Raw genomic sequence first — 17,634 nt, forward strand, 5'->3', positions numbered from 1 at the left:
GTAGTTTCACAGCCGATGCCCCGAACCAGTTGTGGGTCGCTGACATCACCTACGTGCGCACCACCACAGGCTGGAGCCTGCACCGCGTTCGTGATCGATGCGTTCTCCCGTCGGATCGCTGGCTGGTCCACCCGCTCGACCATGACAACCGAAGCGCTTCCCCTGGAAGCCCTCGAACACGCCCTGGTCACCGCGAAGGACCACGCCCTCCAAGGCCTGATCCATCACAGCGATCGTGGCTGCCAGTACGTGTCCATGCGCTACACCCAGCGCCTGACCGATGCCGGGATCCACGCCTCCGTCGGGTCCCGAGGTGACGCTTGCGACAACGCCCTGGCAGAGACCGTCAACGGTCTCTACAAGACCGAACTCATCCACGCCAGAGCCGCATGGCCCAGCGTCACCGAGGTCGAGTTCCACACCATGTGCTGGGTCGACTGGTGGAACAACCAACGACTCCACGAGACCCTTGACTACCACACCCCCCACGAAATCGAAGCCCTGTACCATCAAGGAAGGACGTCAGCCCTGACGCCCCCATAAACCACCGGAACAAAACCCAGGGCGCTTCACCGTTGCGTCCTAACCCCGGAACAAAACTCAAGACGCTTCACCTTTCGCGCCCGGCCGCGTGTCGGCTCACGAAGAACATGTGCGGTCCAGCATGATGAATCCAATGAGCATCTATAGATAGGTGACCGTGTCACCGGTAGGAGGCACCCGGTGACAACACCAGACCTGGCGCAGCGCGCTGAAGCATGCCTGTGTTGGAAGCTCCGTAGATCATCTGGCCAACGGCCATCCCACGTTGACGCGACTGTTTCCGAAGCGTGCGCTGGTGCGACCGCAGGGTGGCTGCAGTGAGAACCAGCGACGTGTGGGCGACTACGGAGGTCATCGGGAAGAACACGGTCCGTCAACTGCTGGTCCCGGCCCACGATGAACTCGAGATCTCGGTCGGGCCTGCTCCGCACATTCGAAGCAGGTACGGACAGTGGCCGACCGCATCAGGACCAGACGAATCGCGCGGAAAAGGCTTGGCCGCTGTCCTCCCCGAGAACGGGGCATCGAGCGACGAGATCACCTGGGTGGGATCGAGGCGCCCTGTACCCTCGGATGCCGTGCGAGACTCCTTCGACGGAGCGATCGGGTTCCCGTCCCACAGTCGTGCGCACAGCCTGCGTCGCCCGCAGATCGGTGCGCTGCATTCCATCGTCGGATACCAGTCGTCGGGCCTCACAGAGCCAGGAATCGTGGTGATGCCGACGGGGACGGGCAAGACCGAGACCATGTTGGCGTGGCTGATCGCGCAGCGTCCAAAACGCGTCCTCGTCCTGGTGCCTTCCTCGGCTCTGAGAGAGCAGATTGCCTCAAAGTTTGAGACGCTCGGCATCCTCCAGAGAGAGGGCATCGTCGGGCCGGAAGCGATGAGACCGCGGGTCGGGCGAGTCGCCGGACGATTCGACAGCGGAGAGGACGCGGCCGCTTTCGTGGCGGCCTGCAATGTCGTGGTGGCGACTCCGAAAGCGATCCACGCGTCGGAGGCTGCCGTGCGGCGAGCGTTCTTCTCTGGGTTCACGCACCTCCTGGTCGATGAGGCGCATCACGCGCCAGCGCGAACGTGGACGGAGATCATCCGTGCCTTCGGTGAGCGTCCCGTCTTGCTGTTCACCGCGACGCCCTACCGGCGTGACGGACTGACGTTGCCGGGTCGAGTGATCTTTCGTTTCCCGCTCCGGGAGGCACAGAGAGAGGGCTACTTCAGCAGGATTGACTTCACGGCGGTCCTCGATCTGGATGACGATGACGAAGCGCTCGCCAGGGCCGCGCTGTCGCGGCTTCGTAGCGATCTGGACGCCGGGCACGAACACCTACTCCTGGCGCGGGTCGGGACGAAGCCTCGCGCCGACGAGATCCACGCGCTGTACTCGCGGCTCGCTCCCGAGTTCGCTCCGAAGGTGATCTATGACTCGCTGCGGGCGAGTGAACGTGATGCGGCGATTCGAGCCATGCGGGAGCGGTCCAGTCGCGTGATCGTTTGCGTCGACATGTTGGGCGAAGGCTTCGACCTCCCCACGCTCAAGGTTGGAGCGTTCCATGACACGCATCGGTCCCTGAGCCCGATGATCCAGCTCATCGGCCGGCTCGCACGTACGTCATCTCCCCTCCCGATCGGAGCCGCGAGCGTTTTCATCCGCCAAGACCCGAAGCAGGCGCTCTCGCCGTTGCGTTTTCTCCTGCGAGAGGATCCCGACTGGGATAAAGTTCTCAGCGACATTACGGAGCGTGCGACCGAGAGAGCTGACGAGATCAGCGAGTTCGAGGCCTCTTTCGTTGACAATCCGCCTGACGTGCCTGTTGGCCTGCTGGAACCGAAGATGAGCGCTCGTGCCTTCGCGACGACGACCGTGGACTGGAACCCGCTGGCGGCCCGTGACGTGTTCGGCGACAGCGTCTTGGACGGCCTGATTAGTGTCAACCGTGATGACAGCATTGCCTGGTTCGTGATCGAGACGGTCTCCGATCTCCGCTGGGGTGAGATCCCTTCGCTGCGCGCTACTGACTACACGCTCTTCGTGCTTTTCCTTGATCGGACGCAGCGTCTCCTCTATGTCCACTGTTCGGATACCAAATGCAGCCTGGACGATCTCGTCAAGGCAGTGGTCGGGCATGAACCGGAGCCGGTCAACGGTTACGACACCTTCAAGGTATTTGCAAAACTCGACCGCCTCGTTCCGACGAACATTGGGCTCCTTGATGCTCGGGATCGTGACAAGCGCTTCTCGATGCACGTGGGAAGCGATGTCGAGACGGCACTGACAGAAGCTGAACGTACCCACAAGGCGAACACACACGTCGCAGCCAAGGCGTTCCAAGAGGGAGAGCGCGTCACGATCGCAGCGGCGCTGTCCGGGAGATTCTGGTCGATGCGAACGGCGTCGAACCTTGCGGAGTGGCGGCGATGGTGTCGCGATCAGGGAGCGAAGCTCCGGGACAGGTCTGTTGACGTCCGCTCGCTGTTCCGCGACATGATCATCCCTGTCGACGTCAAGGAGCGGCCCCCGTACCCGTTTCTCGCGGTTGAGTGGCCATGGGAGCTCCACGTCGGCGCTGGGACGTCCCCACGCGTTGTCTTCAACGCCAACGGCGTTCCGCTGACCGATGCCGGATTGAGGATCGACGATTACGGAGTCGACGGCCCACTCCGTTTCTCAGTCGTCACACCTACGTGGGAGCTTCCGTACGAGGGGCGGTTCGGTTCGACCGGTGTTCACTACCGTGCACTGGGTGACGATGCCACGGTGGAGGGAGGTCGCGGATCGACAGCGCCTCTGTCGACCTGGTTGAACAACCACAAGCCCACGCTCCTTCTCTCCGGCGACCGACTGATCACCGGCGATGACCGGCTGCTCGCCCCGCGAACCGAGCTGCCGCCATACCCCCGTGACAGCCTGCGTTCTCTCGACTGGACCGCCGGAGGTGTGAACATCGCGGTCGAATCGCAGGGCCCCGATCGCAGAGCCGACTCGATCCAGGCTTTCATGGCGCGCTACCTCGGTGAGAACCAGACCTTTGACGTCCTTATCGACGATGACAGGTCGGGTGAGGCGGCCGACCTCGTCGGCATCCGAGTCGATGGAGGAGATCTGCATGTCACGCTCGTGCACTGCAAGTACTCCTCGAAACCAGACGCAGGATCCCGCCTAAAGGACCTCTACGAAGTCTGCGGCCAAGCGATGCGCGGCGCGCGATGGCGAGACAAGGCAGCGTTGCCACTCCTGGAACACCTCGACCGCCGGGCCGTCGGATACACGCGCCGCTTTGGAGGAACGGCGTTCGAAATCGGGGACCGTGAGATGCTCTTCCGGATCAGGCAGCAGGCGTCGCTGCTGTTCCCGCGGTTCACGACAATCATTGCCCAGCCAGGCCTGAGCATAGGGTCAGCGAGTGATGAGCAACTCCGGCTCATCGCTGGTGCCGCTTCATATGTGCAGACCGTGACCAAAGGTGGGTTTGAGGTCTACGGATCGGACTGAGCGGCAATAGCCGTACGGATCTTCGACGAAACAGACATCGGCGCCCGCGTCGTCTGTACGGGCTATTGAACGAGTGCGTTGGACAGGTCTCGGAAGTAGTTGTGGCGCGCCCAAAAGGAGCGATCACCAATGACGTAGAGACGGCGTTTGGCGCGGCTGGCGGCAACGTTGACAAGGTTCGGGGTGCGTGCCCAGTTGGCGGGTGCTCCCGGTTTGCTGGGGTCACCGCCGAGGACGAGGATCACGACGTCAGCCTCGCGTCCTTGCGCTGTGTGAATGGTTCCGGCTTGGAGGCCCTGATATTTCGGGATGAGGCTGCGGAGGCGATCTGCGACGGCTCGGAACGGGGAGATGGCGATGACCTCCGACGGCGGGATGCCGTGGTCGTTCAAGTAGGCGAGGGCCTTCTCGAACCGCTCGATCTGGCTTGGTTGGAGATGGCTGCCTGGGCTGTTGGCCGGCTCGTCGGCCCAGTAGCTGGAGGCGATGAGCGGTCCGGTTGGGCTGTCGAAGCGCTCGTCGGGGTCGTCGAGATCACGGTGGACGCCGTTGACCATGAGGTTGTTGTAGGCGATCTGGTTGCACAGAGTGAACATCGGGTTGTCGCAGCGTCGGTGCACCAGGAGTGGCGCGCTGACCCAGACTTTGTCCTCGCCCTGATCAAGCTGGGTCCCGAACGGCGTGACGCGGTCGGCCAGGGTCTGGACGGAGGCGCGTGGCGGGATCCAGGTCGTGCTGAGGCCGTAGTTGCTGGCAATGTTGCGTTGTGCCTTCTCGGGGAGTGTGACGACGGGCTCGAGCTGGAGCGGGTCGCCTACTGCGACGATGCGTTGCGCGCGCCAGATCGCGCCGGCGGCGTACTGGGGGGAGGCTTGTCCAGCTTCGTCGATGAGGAGCCAGCCGATCGCCTCGGAGCCGATGCCGCTGAACATCCGGCTGGCCGAGGCGAAGGTTGTGGATATCAACGGGACGACGAGGAAGAACAGTTGCCAGGCAGCCCGGAGCTTCTCGGGCTCGAGGTCGCGGGGGTAGTTCCCAGCGACGACCTCACCGGCGGCGCGCAGCCCGTTCAGCATGTCGCGTGCGGTGTTGGCGAGGAAATCTTGGTGTAGTTGGAGTGCCGCGACGAACAGATCCGACCGGGCGGTGTCAAGCTCCTTGTCGAGCCAGGGGGCGTGCAGCTCTCGCTGGTCGCCCTGCCATGCCGGGCCGGGATAGGCCACACCGAACCGCTCTTCGTCCTGAGCACACTGAGCCTGAAGCCTGGCCCGTTGATCTCGGAGCCCGTCCAAGTCGTGTTGGACTGAGGACAGCCGTGCATGGGCATGCTGCACGGCATCACGGAGCCGTTGCCCACGATCGCGCACTTCTCGGTGGTGTTGCTCGGCGTTGTCCTGGGCTCGCGACAAGTCGTTGAGGCGTGCGCGCCACGCTCGTACGGCTCGCCCGAAGGAGAAGATTGTCTCCAGTACGCCGGGCTTCGTAGCAAGGTGTCGGTCGTGGCTGGCGGCAGCTTGCGCGCGGGCTGCGTCTGCCTGCTGCTGAACGGGCTGATGCTGAGACAGATCGTGTTGGGCCCGGTTCAGATCTCGGAGTCCCTGTTCGAACGCCGCTTCCAGACCGCGTTCACGTTCAGCGAGTTCTGGGACTCGCCGGAGCCGATCCTCGGCCTGCGCCCGTTGTCGGATGAGCGCGTCGACGCGTTGTTCGGCAGCGTGGAACGCCTCGCGTGCTTGTGCCCAGGGCGTGTAGGGAACCTCGCAGTCGCGCCACTGTACCAGCCTGGTCTGCATCCTTGGAACGCCGTTCTTGACAGGCTTCTTGGTCTTGGGGTCCTTTTCATCGAACCAGAATGCTGAGTGGAAGGCCGAACGGTTCCTCTTTCTGCCGAGTCGAGCGGCGACGAGACCCCAGGCTGTTGGCGGTGTCGCGTCGCTGGTGGAATCGCTTCCAGTCACGTCTTGGAGGATCTTGGTTGCGATATCACCGAAGTAGTCGACGTGGCCGCGCCACGGCGCTTCGATTGCGTCCTCGTCGGGGATCTCGGTGGTGACGTTCTCGACGGCCGCGTTGTTCGCCGACGCGACGACCATCTCGAACCCTGTCAGCTCGGGTTTGAGTTGGCGAACGATCCGGTCGTGGCCTTCGCCGTCGGACCATCGATGGGTGACTTCGGTGAAGGCATGCGATGGCCGAGTCAGCGCTGCGAGTCGTCGGGCTCGCTCGACGACGTTCCCGGCGAGGATATCGCGCAGCATGGTCGTCTTGCCCGTGCCCGGCGGACCGTTGACGCCCATGAGACCACTGCTGTGCCCGAGGTCGTTCAGCGCTCGATTGACGGCGAACTGCTGGCTCAGGGCCAGCGAGTGGTCTGGGTTGGCCGGCCATCGGCCCTTGGGGAGGCGCTTGATCCCGGTTCCTGCGTTGACCGCGCCCGGGTGTGTGACGACATCGATCCGGTCGGACACAGGCAGCGTCTGGTCGCCGGTGAGGTACGTGGCGAGACCGGCGCCGAGATCTCCGCGTGCGACATGGTCGCGTACGGCCGCGAGGTCGTCGAGGTAGAAGCTGTTCAAGAAGTCGGTGTCTGTGCCGTCCTCGGCTCGTCGTGCCGACACCGCCACGCTCTCGATGACCACGCGATCGTCTGCGAGGTCATCAAAGCCGTCGACTCCGGCAGCGACATGGGACAGCTTCAGCAACTTGTTCAGCGAGTCCGAGTCGTAAGGCGGAGGCTGCTCTCCGCCATCGGCATCACGGCGGGCGCCTTCAAAGGCGTCAATCGAATCGACGAACTCTTCCGCGGCCTCGTCGAACCCGTCCATCCAGCGCGGATTGCTCGGTCCTGGATCTCGCGTACGACCGGCGGCCCAAAGCGCAGATGACAGAACCGCCGAATCGGTGACCAGCCGACCGTCGTGACTGATCAGGAGACCGGCACAGGCACTCTCACCCTCAGGTCGCTTGTCGTAGGCATCGGGATCCTCGCCGAACACTCGGCCCAACGCCTCGTAGGTCGCGTCAAGCTTGTAGACGCCCAGATATACGGTGTGACGCCAGATCCTTCGGGTCCCGTTGAACGGCTCGGGCGGAGCCAGTGTCTCCCAGGGGAGAGGATCCCCGGCCTGCCACGCGATCACCTGACGATCCGACGGGCGGGTTGCTCGACGCGTCAACGCTGGTATCCGCTGCGGGCTGAACAACTCCAACATCCACCAGAACGACAGAATCCGCAGCCGCTCATCTCTGACCCGATCCACTCCCATGCCCCTCATCTTGCCTGATCGGGTTGTCACAGCCGCCCGGCGCCCAGTCTCGGCGATCGACGTGGTTCGCTGTCTTTCACGTCCGTGCGCATCACGCAGCACTATGCCGGCAGATCGGAGATGGTTGCGGACTGTGCTGGGTGAGAATCCGAGGTGTTTGCCCACGCGTTCGAGCGACTCACCACCGGCATAGCGACGAGCCATCTCCCGCACCTCATCCGGCGACGATGTAGCACGCCGCATCCGTACACCCCGGTCCCGCAGCAGTAAGGCCAGTCGCTCCCGACCGATGCCGAGCTCGTTGGTGAGCTCTCGCAACGTGGCGCCAGCCTCGTACTGTCTCTGTGCCACGTCGAGCAGGTCCTTGCCTGCGTAAGGGAGCCTACGCGGGAGCGGCTCCTCGCGGCCGGCCGTGAGCACGCGGATGCGAATCGACTGGTGCAACGAACCGATCCGAACCAACGGCGGGGCAAGTATTGACAAGCCTCCCGCTAGCTCCACCAGAGATCGTGTGCCGCTCGCGCGGCGAGAATGAAGCCGACGATCCCGATGATCCAGGCGGTCGTGGTCTGCGCTTTCCTTGTCAACCACCCATCAAGTTTTGTCAGGGGGGCTTCAACCACGGATCGTGCGACGATCCTCGCTGCGGTGAGTGCCAGGGCTGGAAGGATCATGACCAGGCAGTAGCCCAGGAGCAGCAGACCTTCGCCCGGCCAACCCATGGCCTGCGTCGTGATGATCCCGATCCCGGCCAGATAGGGCAGCATCGCTGGTGTCTCGACGAGAACGGCGGTGAGAGCAAGGCCGAGGAGTGCCGCGGTCGATCCCGTGGATGCGTCGCCTCCCATGACCCGTCTGCGCCATCTCAGGAGCCTGCCGCCACCGGCCGCCGCTCGTTCTGCGGCTCGGGTGCGTGACTTCTTGGTGTCCAGAAGGCTGCTGAGAAGGAACAGGCCCACTCCGAGGCCGAGCTGTGCGTAGAGGAATTCGCGTGTGTGGAGCAGATGACCATATGCATCGAACAATGCTGTCGCCCCGAACATCAGTGCCAGCCCGATGCAGAAGTACGCTCCTGCGACCACGCCCAGGAATGCCAGGATTCGACCGGCGCGCAACCGTCCGGGTGCCGTGAGGAGCCAGACCGGGATCAGCAGTGTGCCGAAGCTCGTCGAGTCGATGAGAGCGAGCACGGCCAGCGTTCCGAGAGCTGTGGCCGTCATGATGGCCCGAGCCGCAGGCCGCGCTCGCAGGTCGCCTTCGCCAAGCCGCCCTCAGCGCGGCGGCTGGCAACAACCTGGCCGTCGACGATGATGCTGCACCCCACATGGGTCGCTCCGGGACCGGCATCCACCTCGACCGTGTCCTGGATCACCCCACAGCGATTTGATGCCACGACCCCCGCAAGGAGCGGCACTGGGGTGATGGGGCAATGAAGTCTAGGTACCCGCACCCGAATCACCTCTCTCATGTAGTACGACTGTGCTACATGAGGAGATTAGCACGATCGTGCTACGGTGGGCGTCGTGACTCCGAGGCTTGATCGTGACGCGCGGAAAGCGCAGCTGGCCCACGCTGTCTGGCAGGTGATCCTGACCCGGGGCATCTCGGCGGTGTCCGTGCGCAGTGTCGCGGAGCAGGCGGGGCTTGTGGTTGGTTCGCTGCGGCACGTGTTCCCCACCCGCGCGGAGTTGATGACGTTCTCCGCCGAGTTGATGCTGCAACGTGCAACCGAGCGTGTCCTCGCCGTCCCGTGGAGCGAGGATCCCGAGGAGTATGCGTTCAACGTCATCGAACAGTTGCTCCCCTTGACCGAGGATTCGAGGGCAGAGCTGGAGGTCAACCTGGCGCTCATGGCCGAGGCGGTAGCGCTTCCTGACCTTCTCGCCATCCGGGATCGGGTGCACCAGCAGCTACGCGAAGTGACGACGCGGCTGGTGGAGCTGCTGTCCGGGCCATCCCGGGATCCTCGTCACGTGGATGCGGCGACTCAGCGTCTGCACGCACTGATCGATGGACTGGCCTTCCATCTGCTTCACCATCGCCCCGATGATGATCCTGCTTGGGCGCTCGACATCATCCGAGGCGAGATGTCTGCCATTCGCTCGGGCAATGCGGCGGACGGTCGCGCCGTGCAGCCCTGAACGTGGCGTGAGGAAGGTGAGGGCCTGCTCGCCTGCGTGATCCAGTTCGACCCCTGGTTCCGCTGGTCCCTCGGCAGCCAACGCTGGTTCGCGCGGAGTTGGCTGGATCATTCGCCGCGTGGGCGCCAGCGGCCGAATCCTCCCTCGGTGTTGATCACTTGGCCGGTGATCCAAGCTGCCTCGTCGGTGGTGAGCCACGCGATGAGCCGGGCCGGGTCTTCAGGGTGGCCGACACGGCCGAAGGGGAACATGGGCTCAATCGCCCGCCACATCTCCTGGGTCAGATAGCCGGTGTCGACCGGGCCGGGATTGACGGTGTTCACCCGGATGCCGCGGTCGGCGAGCTGGTCGGCGATGGTCGTCGTTACCCCAGCCAAGGCGGCTTTCGCTGCTGCATAGGCCACCTCGCCGGGCATCGGGCCCAGGCCCTGCCCGGAGGTCAGGAACACGATCGAGGCCGGGCTGCCGTCGTCGTGATGCGTGGCGAAGGCCTGGGCCAGCAGGATCGACGCGCGGGCGTCCACCCGCCAGTGACGATCCAGGTCCGCAGCGCTCAGTTCGCCGATGGCTCCGTCCGATCCACTCAACGCCTGGTTGCAGATCAGGCCGTCGAGTCGACCGAACTCCTCGACGGCTGCCGCGATCACTCGCTCCGGTGCGTCAGGTTCGGCGAGATCAGCATGAAGATCGGCCACCCGGGCATCGCCGACCAGGTGGGAGCGGACCCCATCCAACACGGCGTCGAGATCGTCCGCGCCCCAGTCCTGCTCGGCGTCGTGGGGTGAGAAGTGATGACAGAACACGCTCGCTCCGTAAGCCGCCAACCGGCACGCGGTGGCGTAACCGATCCCCGCCCGACGGCTGACCCCGGTCACCACGACGGACCTCCCACGCAACGGCAGCGGGTCACGCGCCAGGGAGTTCGCAACGTCATTGCTCATGCATTCCAGTAGAACAGAATCCGGTGGAATGCGCCGGAGTTATGCATTATTGGGCGGTTGAGCACAGAAACTCACTAAAATGACATAACGCGGCCCTTGGGGGCGGAGTTGCATGCGAGGTGGGGAAAGGAGTGCCCGTGGCGTCGTCTGATTCGGTGGGGGAGCAGCCCCGGGGGCGAGTGCTTGTCCTGGCCTCCGACCATCGACCCGCAGTCAGTGGGGTCGGGGTCTACGTCGACCAGCTCTCCCGGCACCTCGCCCCTGCTTGGGAGACCACCGTCGCCGCCCCCGGCGCGATGGTCGACGGGAAAGCCCTCCAGTTCCGTGCCCTTCCCAGCACGGGGCCGAGTTCCTTCTCCGTCTCCCGGCTCATCGAATGGAGTTCCCTCATGGGGTTCCTCTCCGGACGGGCCGAGCGCCCGGACATCATTCACGCCCATGGATTCATGAGCGCCATCCCTGCCGCTCTCGCCTCCGAGGCCTGGGGTGTGCCCTGGGTGTTGACCAAACACTGCTGGTTGGAGGACTACGACACCGCCCCCGATGTCGCCTTCGAACTCCAGTCGTGGTCCATCCGCAACGCCGACGCCGTTGTCGCCCCCAGCCAGTGGCTGGCCCGACGGATCAGACAGGAGGCTGGCAACGCCGTCGAGGTGCAGGTCATCGCATCCGACTCCGAGGTCCCCGAACCCCAGCCCGAGGTGATTCCTGCTGGGACGGGGAGGATCTTCGTCCATTCAGGAGCCCAGTACCACAAGGGTCTGGACCTGTCGCTTGCCGCATTCCTCGAGGTTGCGGAACCGCAGGACAGGCTGCTCGTCGTGGGGTCGGTGGAGGAACGGCTGCGTCGCGACGCCGAGCGGGTCACGGATCATCGCATCACCTGGCTCGGCCACCAGCCCCAGCAGGCGGCCTGGGAGACCTACCGTCAGGCGACGGCGATGCTGGCCCCCAGCCGTTCCGACGGATTCCCGCTCGCCGTCATCGAGGCGCAGAAACTCGGCGTCCCGGTTCTCGGGACGACCGAATCCTCGATCCCGGAGATCATCACCGAGGGGGTGACGGGATGCTGCGTCGCCCCGGAGTCCTTCCCGGGCCTCGTCGCCGGGTTCTCCCGTGAGGCACTCGCCCCGCCTGAGGAGATCCGCCGCATCGCCCGGTCACGGTTCTCCTGGGCCGCCACCGCCACCCAGTACGGTCAGCTCTTCTCCCGCATCATCGCCCGATACTCAGACGGAGTCACCCCCACCACCGCCCGGAACTGACGAGCCGCATGCCCTCGGCTGTGCCATCCGACCCTGCGCATCGTCTCGTCCACGGACAGATCGGTCCCGGCCAGGAGCTGCGCCATCCGCCGGGCGCGGATCCGGGCGAGGGACCGCATGGGTGGCTCACCGAATCTGCGTGTGAACACCCGCCCCAGTTGGGAGACCGAGAGATGGACGAGGGAGGCCAGTTCCTCCAGCCGCCACTGGCGTTCGGGGTGCTCAGCCAGCAGCAGAGCCGCGCGCTCGGCGGCGGGGCGGCTCATCGGCGTCGCCCCCGGCCTTGTTCGGCCACCCGACGGGGAGGTGGTGACGATCCGGTCACTGCGAACAGATCCACCCATGCCTCGGGCTGCATGGCGCGTGGCAGGGCCAAGGGGTCGACGCCGTGCCGTTCCAGCCAGCGCCTCGCCTCACGAGGTGAGGCGAGTGGAGTGACGTTGGGCAGGATCCCCGCCAGGCCCTTTCCCGGGCCCGTGTAGACGCGGTGAACCAAGGCCTGGAATCGACGTCGGTGCCGGAGCGGCAGCAGCGGCTGCTCGCGTCGATGCACGACGAGGAGCCCACCGTCGACCCCGGGCCGTGGTGAGAAGGCCCCGGCCGGGACCCGACCGTGCAGGGTGAACGTGAACCACGGGGCCCACTGCGCGGTCATCATGGTGGCCCCGCCCACACCGGCCCGGCGACGGGCCACCTCCCACTGGGTGATGAGGACGGCGTCAGTCCACGACGGCGCATGCAGCAGGTGCCGCAGCATGGCCGTGGTCTGGTGAAAAGGCAGGTTTCCCACCACCACATGAGGGCTCTCGGGCAGGCGATGGTTCAGGACATCGGCTGTCACCACCCGCACCTGACGGGGAAGACGACGACGAACCCGCCGTGCCAGGCGGGGGTCGATCTCGACGACAGTCAGTGGGCGCCCGAGCCGGGCGAGGGGAACCGACAACGCTCCGTCTCCCGGCCCGATCTCGAGGATGGGTCCCCGGGTGGAGGCGACGAGGTCGACGAAGGTGGCGATGACGGCGCGGTCGGTCAGGAAATTCTGGCCGTTCTCATGACGGCCAAGTCGGATTGTGGGCACTGCTTGCTCCGTGTCGGTCGTGGAGCCGGGCACGCTCGAGGGGCCGCCCGGCGGGGAGGGCCGGGGCGGGAGCAGCGGACGGTGCTCCCGCTGTCAACGGCTGCGCAGACGCAGCGAAGCAGTGCAGCAGATCAACATGGCCCCGAGCATAGGGACTCAATCGGTCCCACGACCAGCCCAAGGGCAGAGGATGCGTAGATCCGTATCAACCGGATCGGTCATCTCCTCAGGAGTGTTCCCCGAAATCGCCCTCGAGCCATCCCGCCATCCAGCCGCACGCCCCGTCGCCGTCGTGCAGCGATTCCGCATGCAGCACCTCACCGGTCTCGACATCCTGCAACCTGCCCACCAGGTCGACCTGGAACTGGATCCTCCCGGTCTCATCCCGTGTCGGTGCGAAGATGCCGTCAACCAGCATGGTCAGGGAGTACAACGCATCATCGATGGCCCTGAGCGCTGCCTCGCGTGCCTCCGTGCTGAGGTCCGGGGGCAGTTCATCTCGTGTCCGCTGTCTCACGTGGGTCATCAGTTCGCGCCCGACCATGTTCTGCAGCCACAAACTCCTGAACCCGGAATCTGCCGGAATCCGCATCGGGGTGTCCATGGCGCAAGGATATGGGCGCAGCCGTCGCTCATCCCGAGGCGACGAGAAAACGGATCCGGTCCCGCTGCCAGACTGGGATGTCAGCGTTGTCCAGCAGACCCAACAGGTGGTCCCGTTGCTCGGGGGTGGGGGAGTGGTACATGCGGCTGGCCCGGTCCACCGCCCACGCGCCGAGCCCCGCCCTCCCGAGCCCCGAGATCCGGGGGTCGCAGGCCGCCAGCAGATGGGCCCGCACCTCGTCCCATCCCGTTCGGCTGGACAGGAGTCGCCACAGTCGACGCCGCATGCGGGGGTCGGCGCCCTCCCACCGCCAGGCGATGTCCGCCCACCCCCAGCAGTACGAGCGGGACAGGGTGCGAACCACCTGGGAGGAGGCTGCGCCCTCCAGCATCGACCACAGCAGCGGAAGGTCGTCACGCTCGACCCCCAGGCGAGCCAGCATCCGAACCCCCAGTCTCCTCAGCCGTGTGGAGGGCGATGTGAGCAGCGCGCGGGCCTCTGACCGGGGCAACACGCCCCCGGTCTCCAACAACCCGGCCAGCGCCCACGGGTCCCGGAACTCGGACCACCGGTCCCGGTACCACCGCGTGACGTCGATCCCCGATGTCGACGCCCGGAAGGCCGCCATGGCGCGCACCATCGCGGAGCGATCGACCAGGGTCGCGAACAGTGCTGCCGACAACTCGGCTTCGGGCAGCGCCTCGAGGGCTCGCCGCCGCCCGACGGCGGTCCTGCCGGTCAGCAACTGTCGCGCCACCCCCGGATCCGCGACGGCGACCTCCGCCAACGCCCTCATCAGCACCAGGTCTCGTTCGCGGGCAAGCAGATCCATCGCGGTGGCGGGGTCCAGTCCATGGTTGATCCGTTCCGTGACGGCCCACCGTCTCGTCATGCGGTCCGGATCAGTCAGGAAATGCTGCCACAGCGGACGTCCCAACCCTTCCCCGACGACGCTGGCGTAGTCGTCGAGCGCATGGGCGGCCACCAGCCGTCCCCGCAGAGCGACGAGTACCGGAACCACCACCCCGACTTGAGGGGTGAGCGGGCGCTGGAGGAGGGTCTGCCACGCCGCTTCCCGGACCTGGGGCACGTGGTCGCCCAGCCGCAGTGCCAGCAGCCGATCCGCGGCCACCCCCGGGCGGGTGGCCAGCTGCCGGACGGCGGCCTCCCTGCGGTGCCCGTCGTGGGTCATGCTGAGCACCGCCACGTCGTCGGATCGGTGACGTCGACGAAGCAGCGCGTCGGTGCTCCTGCCGGGCGGTTCGAAGTGGAATCGGTCACTCCTCGTCGCCGTATCGACCTCAATGAGGGTCCGAGGTGGCCAGGAGAGGATCAGGTGGTCCACGTCACCGCCCTCAGCCGTGACCTCCACCAGCTGCTCAGCCAGTGCGTACGGGCTGGGAAGCCGGGCCGCGTGGGATCCCGGGGAATCACACATGCGTTGATTCTTTCATGGCAGGCTCGACCCATGACTGGTTGGGGCGAGGTGCCGGGTGTGGTGGAGTTGCCCGATGGGCGGCGCATCCGTGGCCGTGGGGCCGGCAGTTCCCGGGAGGGTGAACCCAGGCCTGACTTCCAGGTGGTCCTGGCGGGGAGACGTCCCCCTTCGAGACCGTGGCCCCTTCGGTGGGTGAGGTGGCGTGACTTCTGGGTTCCGTCCTCCACGCCGGACGCGGTGGCCGTGCTGCGGGAGGCGTGGCTGCGCGCCCCGAACGAACGGGTCGAGATCTCCTGCAGGGGTGGCGGGGGTCGTACGGGTAGCGCCCTCGCCGTGCTGGCCGTGTTGAGTGGCGTCGACCCGGAGGACGCCGTCGGCTGGATCCGACGCCACTACCGGACGAGGGCTGTGGAGACCCCATGGCAGCAGACCTGGGTCCGGCGCGCCGGGTGGATGGTTGCGACCTCGGAGTGACGGAGGGCCGGACGGTGGTCGGGTGGCCTCCCGGGGGTGTCCCGGAATCGGGACCGCGCGGGGAGGTGGGACGTCGGAGGACGGTTATGGTGCGTGTGTGAGTGGAATCACCCTTGCTGGACTGGTGTTGCTGCTGCCGCTGTTCCTCGTGGGCAGGGCCACGTGGCGACGTCTGCGTCAGGAACCCCGTCGGCTCGCCAACGCGGGCTGGGTGATCGCGACCCTGCTGTTGGGTATCCAGGTGCTGGCGCTGCTGGGATTCGGCGCCCCTGCCGCCGTCGTGTTCCTTCTCATCGGTCTCTCGCCGTTGCTGGCCATCGGTCTGGCAGGATTCCTCATCCTCAACGGTGTCGTCATGCTTCGTCGGGAACGGGTGTCGCTGGCGCACTCGTTGTCCCTCTTGGCAGGGATCGGGCTCGTCGGAGCCATGGTCGTGTGCGTCGGGGTCCTCATCGTCGGCGAGACCCGGGCCATCCCCGTCGTCGTGTTCGTCATGCTCGCCACCGGTTGGGTGGCGCTGCTGTTCTTCTGCTTCGTCGGCTACTCGTGGCTGTACCAGCGGATCGTCGGCCGGGTCCATCCGGACTTCATCATGGTGCTGGGGGCGGGTGTGCCCTCCGGCAGGGTGACCCCACTGCTCAAGGGGCGCATCGATCGTGCCATCGACGTCTGGCGCCACGAGGTCGCGCTGGGTCGGCAACCACTCCTGGTGATGAGCGGGGGACAGGGTCCGGACGAGCCCGTGAGCGAGGCGACGGCCATGGCCGGCTACGCGAGGGAGCAGGGCGTCCCCGATGCGGCCCTCATGCTGGAGGATCGCTCCACCTCCACCCAGGAGAACTTCCAGTTCTCCAAGGACCTCGTCGTGGCGGAACCGAGGCTGGGGGCAGGGGCCACGGGCCTGGCCGTCACCAGCAACTATCACGCGATGCGGGCGGCACTCCTCGCCAGGGACCTGGGAACCACCATCCAGGTGGTGGGGGCCCGAACCGCCTGGTACTACTGGCCCAGCGCGATGCTGCGTGAGTTCGTCGCCGTGGTGCGGAACTCGCCCGTGGCCTATGGGGTCGGGTTGGCGGTGGCCACGCTCCCGTTGACGTTGCTGGTCGCGCTGCTCGCTTGGCTGGGCTGACGGAACCCGCCCCGATCCCTCCGCACGGCCTCGTCGTCGTGGAGGGTGCGGATGTCGACGAACCGGGCGCGGGTGAGCCAGCCGCTCAGGCTCCGGTGGGTGAGGGTGAAGGGGACCAGTGCGACCGACAGCACCACCAGGGGAGCCCAGATCACCGTGGTGATCGGGACGTCGTACCACACCGCCCAGGTGGACAGCGCCATGTAGGGCAGGGCGACGACGTTGGCCCGCGCCAGTCGTCGCCACCATCGCCCATGGGTCAGGTTCCCGTCGCGATCACACCACATCGGGGTCAACCAGACCGCGGCCTGGCCGGGCGAGGCACCGAGATGGCGCGACGGGGGCAGGACGAACACCAGCAACCAGACGACCACTTCCACGGCGGTTCGGATCGCCAGCGTTCTCGTCTCCTCGGGACCCCACCGGAGCAACAGGAGCGGGATCGAGGTGACGACGTGCAGGAACGTCGAGAGGAGCAGGTACAGGGCCAGATCGATGAGTTGTCCTGTCCAGCGTCTGGTCGCGGTGACTGGCCTGGGGTCGAGCCGCCGCTCTGCCAAGGTCTTGGCGTCCGGCATCCACCACAGCACGAGCGGGGCGATGAGTGCGCCGAGAAACGCCCCGGCGGTGTTCGTGATGAGGTCGTCGACGTCCGCCAGACGGTAGGGGCACGGGTAGATGCCCCACAGCCCCGTCCCCTGGGTGCTCTCGATCGCCAGACTGACCAGGAACCCGGTCACGACGGTGAAGACGAACCCCCTGCGCAGGTGACGCCGCACGATGATTCCCCACGGCACGAACAACACCACGTTGAACGCCACCTGGAGGAAGGTGGTGTTCGTCAGCGCCTGGGTCCAGGATGTGCGCCGTTCGATCACCGTCGCGATGTCGCCGACCATCCGCAACGGGGTCAACTGCGGGGAGTACGAGCCCGGGGTGCACTGCATCGAGGCCCGGTCGGGCAGCGGGAGGAGGGTGTAGGTGACCAGCGCCGAACCATAGAGCGAGATGGCGAGGGAGCCGAGGAGTCGGGCCAGGTTCCATGACCCCCAGCGCCGGTACTGGAGCACCAGCATGGGGATCCACAGGACTGCGAAGGAGAGCCCGCCGACGATGAGCGCCGCCTGACCTGACCAGATCCATGGAGACATGCCCGCGAGTATAAGAGGGTGCGCGGATAGGGGGATCGTGACGAGGATCGTCACGGTGGCCCCTTGGCAAGGCGGACGACGAAGAGCGCACTGGATCGTGCGTT

The 17,634-nt window shown here is 66.0% G+C and carries 14 protein-coding genes and 1 pseudogene; 6 read left to right on the forward strand and 9 right to left on the reverse strand.

The window, feature by feature from the left end; translation table 11 throughout:
• Positions 1–543, forward strand: a pseudogene (locus EII35_RS14245) (IS3 family transposase); the annotation flags it as partial.
• A gap of 317 nt (positions 544–860) precedes the next feature.
• Complete coding sequence (locus tag EII35_RS14250) at positions 861–4,037, forward strand: DEAD/DEAH box helicase (RefSeq protein WP_125229132.1); 3,177 nt, start codon at positions 861–863, stop codon at positions 4,035–4,037.
• A gap of 62 nt (positions 4,038–4,099) precedes the next feature.
• On the opposite strand, the gene EII35_RS14255 is transcribed toward EII35_RS14250, so the two are convergent.
• The 3 genes from EII35_RS14255 to EII35_RS16030 all read right to left on the reverse strand — a co-directional run bounded on the left by EII35_RS14255 (position 4,100) and on the right by EII35_RS16030 (position 8,675).
• Positions 4,100–7,507 (reverse strand): DEAD/DEAH box helicase, encoded by a 3,408-nt coding sequence (locus EII35_RS14255; RefSeq protein WP_260465144.1) that lies wholly within the window; start codon positions 7,505–7,507, stop codon positions 4,100–4,102.
• Positions 7,508–7,794: 287 nt separating this feature from the next.
• The gene (locus tag EII35_RS14260) at positions 7,795–8,523 is read right to left on the reverse strand and encodes a GAP family protein (protein WP_125229133.1); all 729 of its coding nucleotides are present in this window, start codon (positions 8,521–8,523) and stop codon (positions 7,795–7,797) included.
• On the reverse strand, positions 8,520–8,675 hold the full coding sequence (locus tag EII35_RS16030; protein WP_185744363.1) for a hypothetical protein: 156 nt from the start codon (positions 8,673–8,675) through the stop codon (positions 8,520–8,522). Before EII35_RS16030 ends, EII35_RS14260 begins: the two co-directional genes overlap by 4 nt.
• A 151-nt stretch (positions 8,676–8,826) precedes the next feature.
• Between EII35_RS16030 and EII35_RS14265 the strand changes: the two genes are divergently transcribed.
• Positions 8,827–9,444, forward strand: a complete 618-nt coding sequence (locus EII35_RS14265; protein ID WP_125229134.1) for a TetR/AcrR family transcriptional regulator — start codon at positions 8,827–8,829, stop codon at positions 9,442–9,444.
• Positions 9,445–9,551: 107 nt separating this feature from the next.
• Here EII35_RS14265 and EII35_RS14270 read toward each other — a convergent pair whose 3' ends face one another.
• The gene (locus EII35_RS14270) at positions 9,552–10,385 is read right to left on the reverse strand and encodes an SDR family oxidoreductase (RefSeq protein WP_125229135.1); all 834 of its coding nucleotides are present in this window, start codon (positions 10,383–10,385) and stop codon (positions 9,552–9,554) included.
• Positions 10,386–10,522: 137 nt separating this feature from the next.
• On the opposite strand from EII35_RS14270, the gene EII35_RS14275 reads away from it, so the two are divergent.
• Positions 10,523–11,650 (forward strand): glycosyltransferase family 4 protein, encoded by a 1,128-nt coding sequence (locus tag EII35_RS14275; RefSeq protein ID WP_185744364.1) that lies wholly within the window; start codon positions 10,523–10,525, stop codon positions 11,648–11,650.
• Here EII35_RS14275 and EII35_RS14280 read toward each other — a convergent pair.
• The 4 genes from EII35_RS14280 to EII35_RS14295 all read right to left on the reverse strand — a co-directional run bounded on the left by EII35_RS14280 (position 11,584) and on the right by EII35_RS14295 (position 14,773).
• Complete coding sequence (locus EII35_RS14280) at positions 11,584–11,916, reverse strand: helix-turn-helix domain-containing protein (protein ID WP_185744365.1); 333 nt, start codon at positions 11,914–11,916, stop codon at positions 11,584–11,586. The two genes, EII35_RS14275 and EII35_RS14280, sit on opposite strands and share 67 nt — an antisense overlap.
• Positions 11,913–12,731, reverse strand: coding sequence for a 23S ribosomal RNA methyltransferase Erm (erm, locus tag EII35_RS14285; RefSeq protein WP_125229138.1), 819 nt, complete (start codon positions 12,729–12,731; stop codon positions 11,913–11,915). The genes EII35_RS14280 and erm overlap by 4 nt, the downstream gene beginning before the upstream one ends.
• Positions 12,732–12,957: 226 nt before the next feature.
• On the reverse strand, positions 12,958–13,335 hold the full coding sequence (locus EII35_RS14290; protein ID WP_125229139.1) for a hypothetical protein: 378 nt from the start codon (positions 13,333–13,335) through the stop codon (positions 12,958–12,960).
• A 28-nt stretch (positions 13,336–13,363) separates the two neighbouring features.
• Complete coding sequence (locus EII35_RS14295) at positions 13,364–14,773, reverse strand: hypothetical protein (protein ID WP_125229140.1); 1,410 nt, start codon at positions 14,771–14,773, stop codon at positions 13,364–13,366.
• Positions 14,774–14,803: 30 nt separating this feature from the next.
• Here EII35_RS14295 and EII35_RS14300 point away from each other — a divergent pair, with 30 nt between their 5' ends.
• Complete coding sequence (locus EII35_RS14300) at positions 14,804–15,247, forward strand: protein-tyrosine phosphatase family protein (RefSeq protein ID WP_125229141.1); 444 nt, start codon at positions 14,804–14,806, stop codon at positions 15,245–15,247.
• A gap of 97 nt (positions 15,248–15,344) precedes the next feature.
• The gene (locus EII35_RS14305; RefSeq protein ID WP_125229142.1) at positions 15,345–16,379 is read left to right on the forward strand and encodes a YdcF family protein; all 1,035 of its coding nucleotides are present in this window, start codon (positions 15,345–15,347) and stop codon (positions 16,377–16,379) included.
• Here the strand turns inward: EII35_RS14305 and EII35_RS14310 are convergent.
• Positions 16,307–17,530: a VanZ family protein gene (locus EII35_RS14310; protein ID WP_125229143.1), complete on the reverse strand. Its 1,224-nt coding sequence runs from the start codon at positions 17,528–17,530 to the stop codon at positions 16,307–16,309. The genes EII35_RS14305 and EII35_RS14310 overlap by 73 nt on opposite strands.
• Positions 17,531–17,634: the final 104 nt, after the last annotated feature.

It is taken from the genome of Arachnia propionica (genome assembly GCF_003932785.1).
GTDB classification, from domain to species: domain Bacteria; phylum Actinomycetota; class Actinomycetes; order Propionibacteriales; family Propionibacteriaceae; genus Arachnia; species Arachnia propionica_B.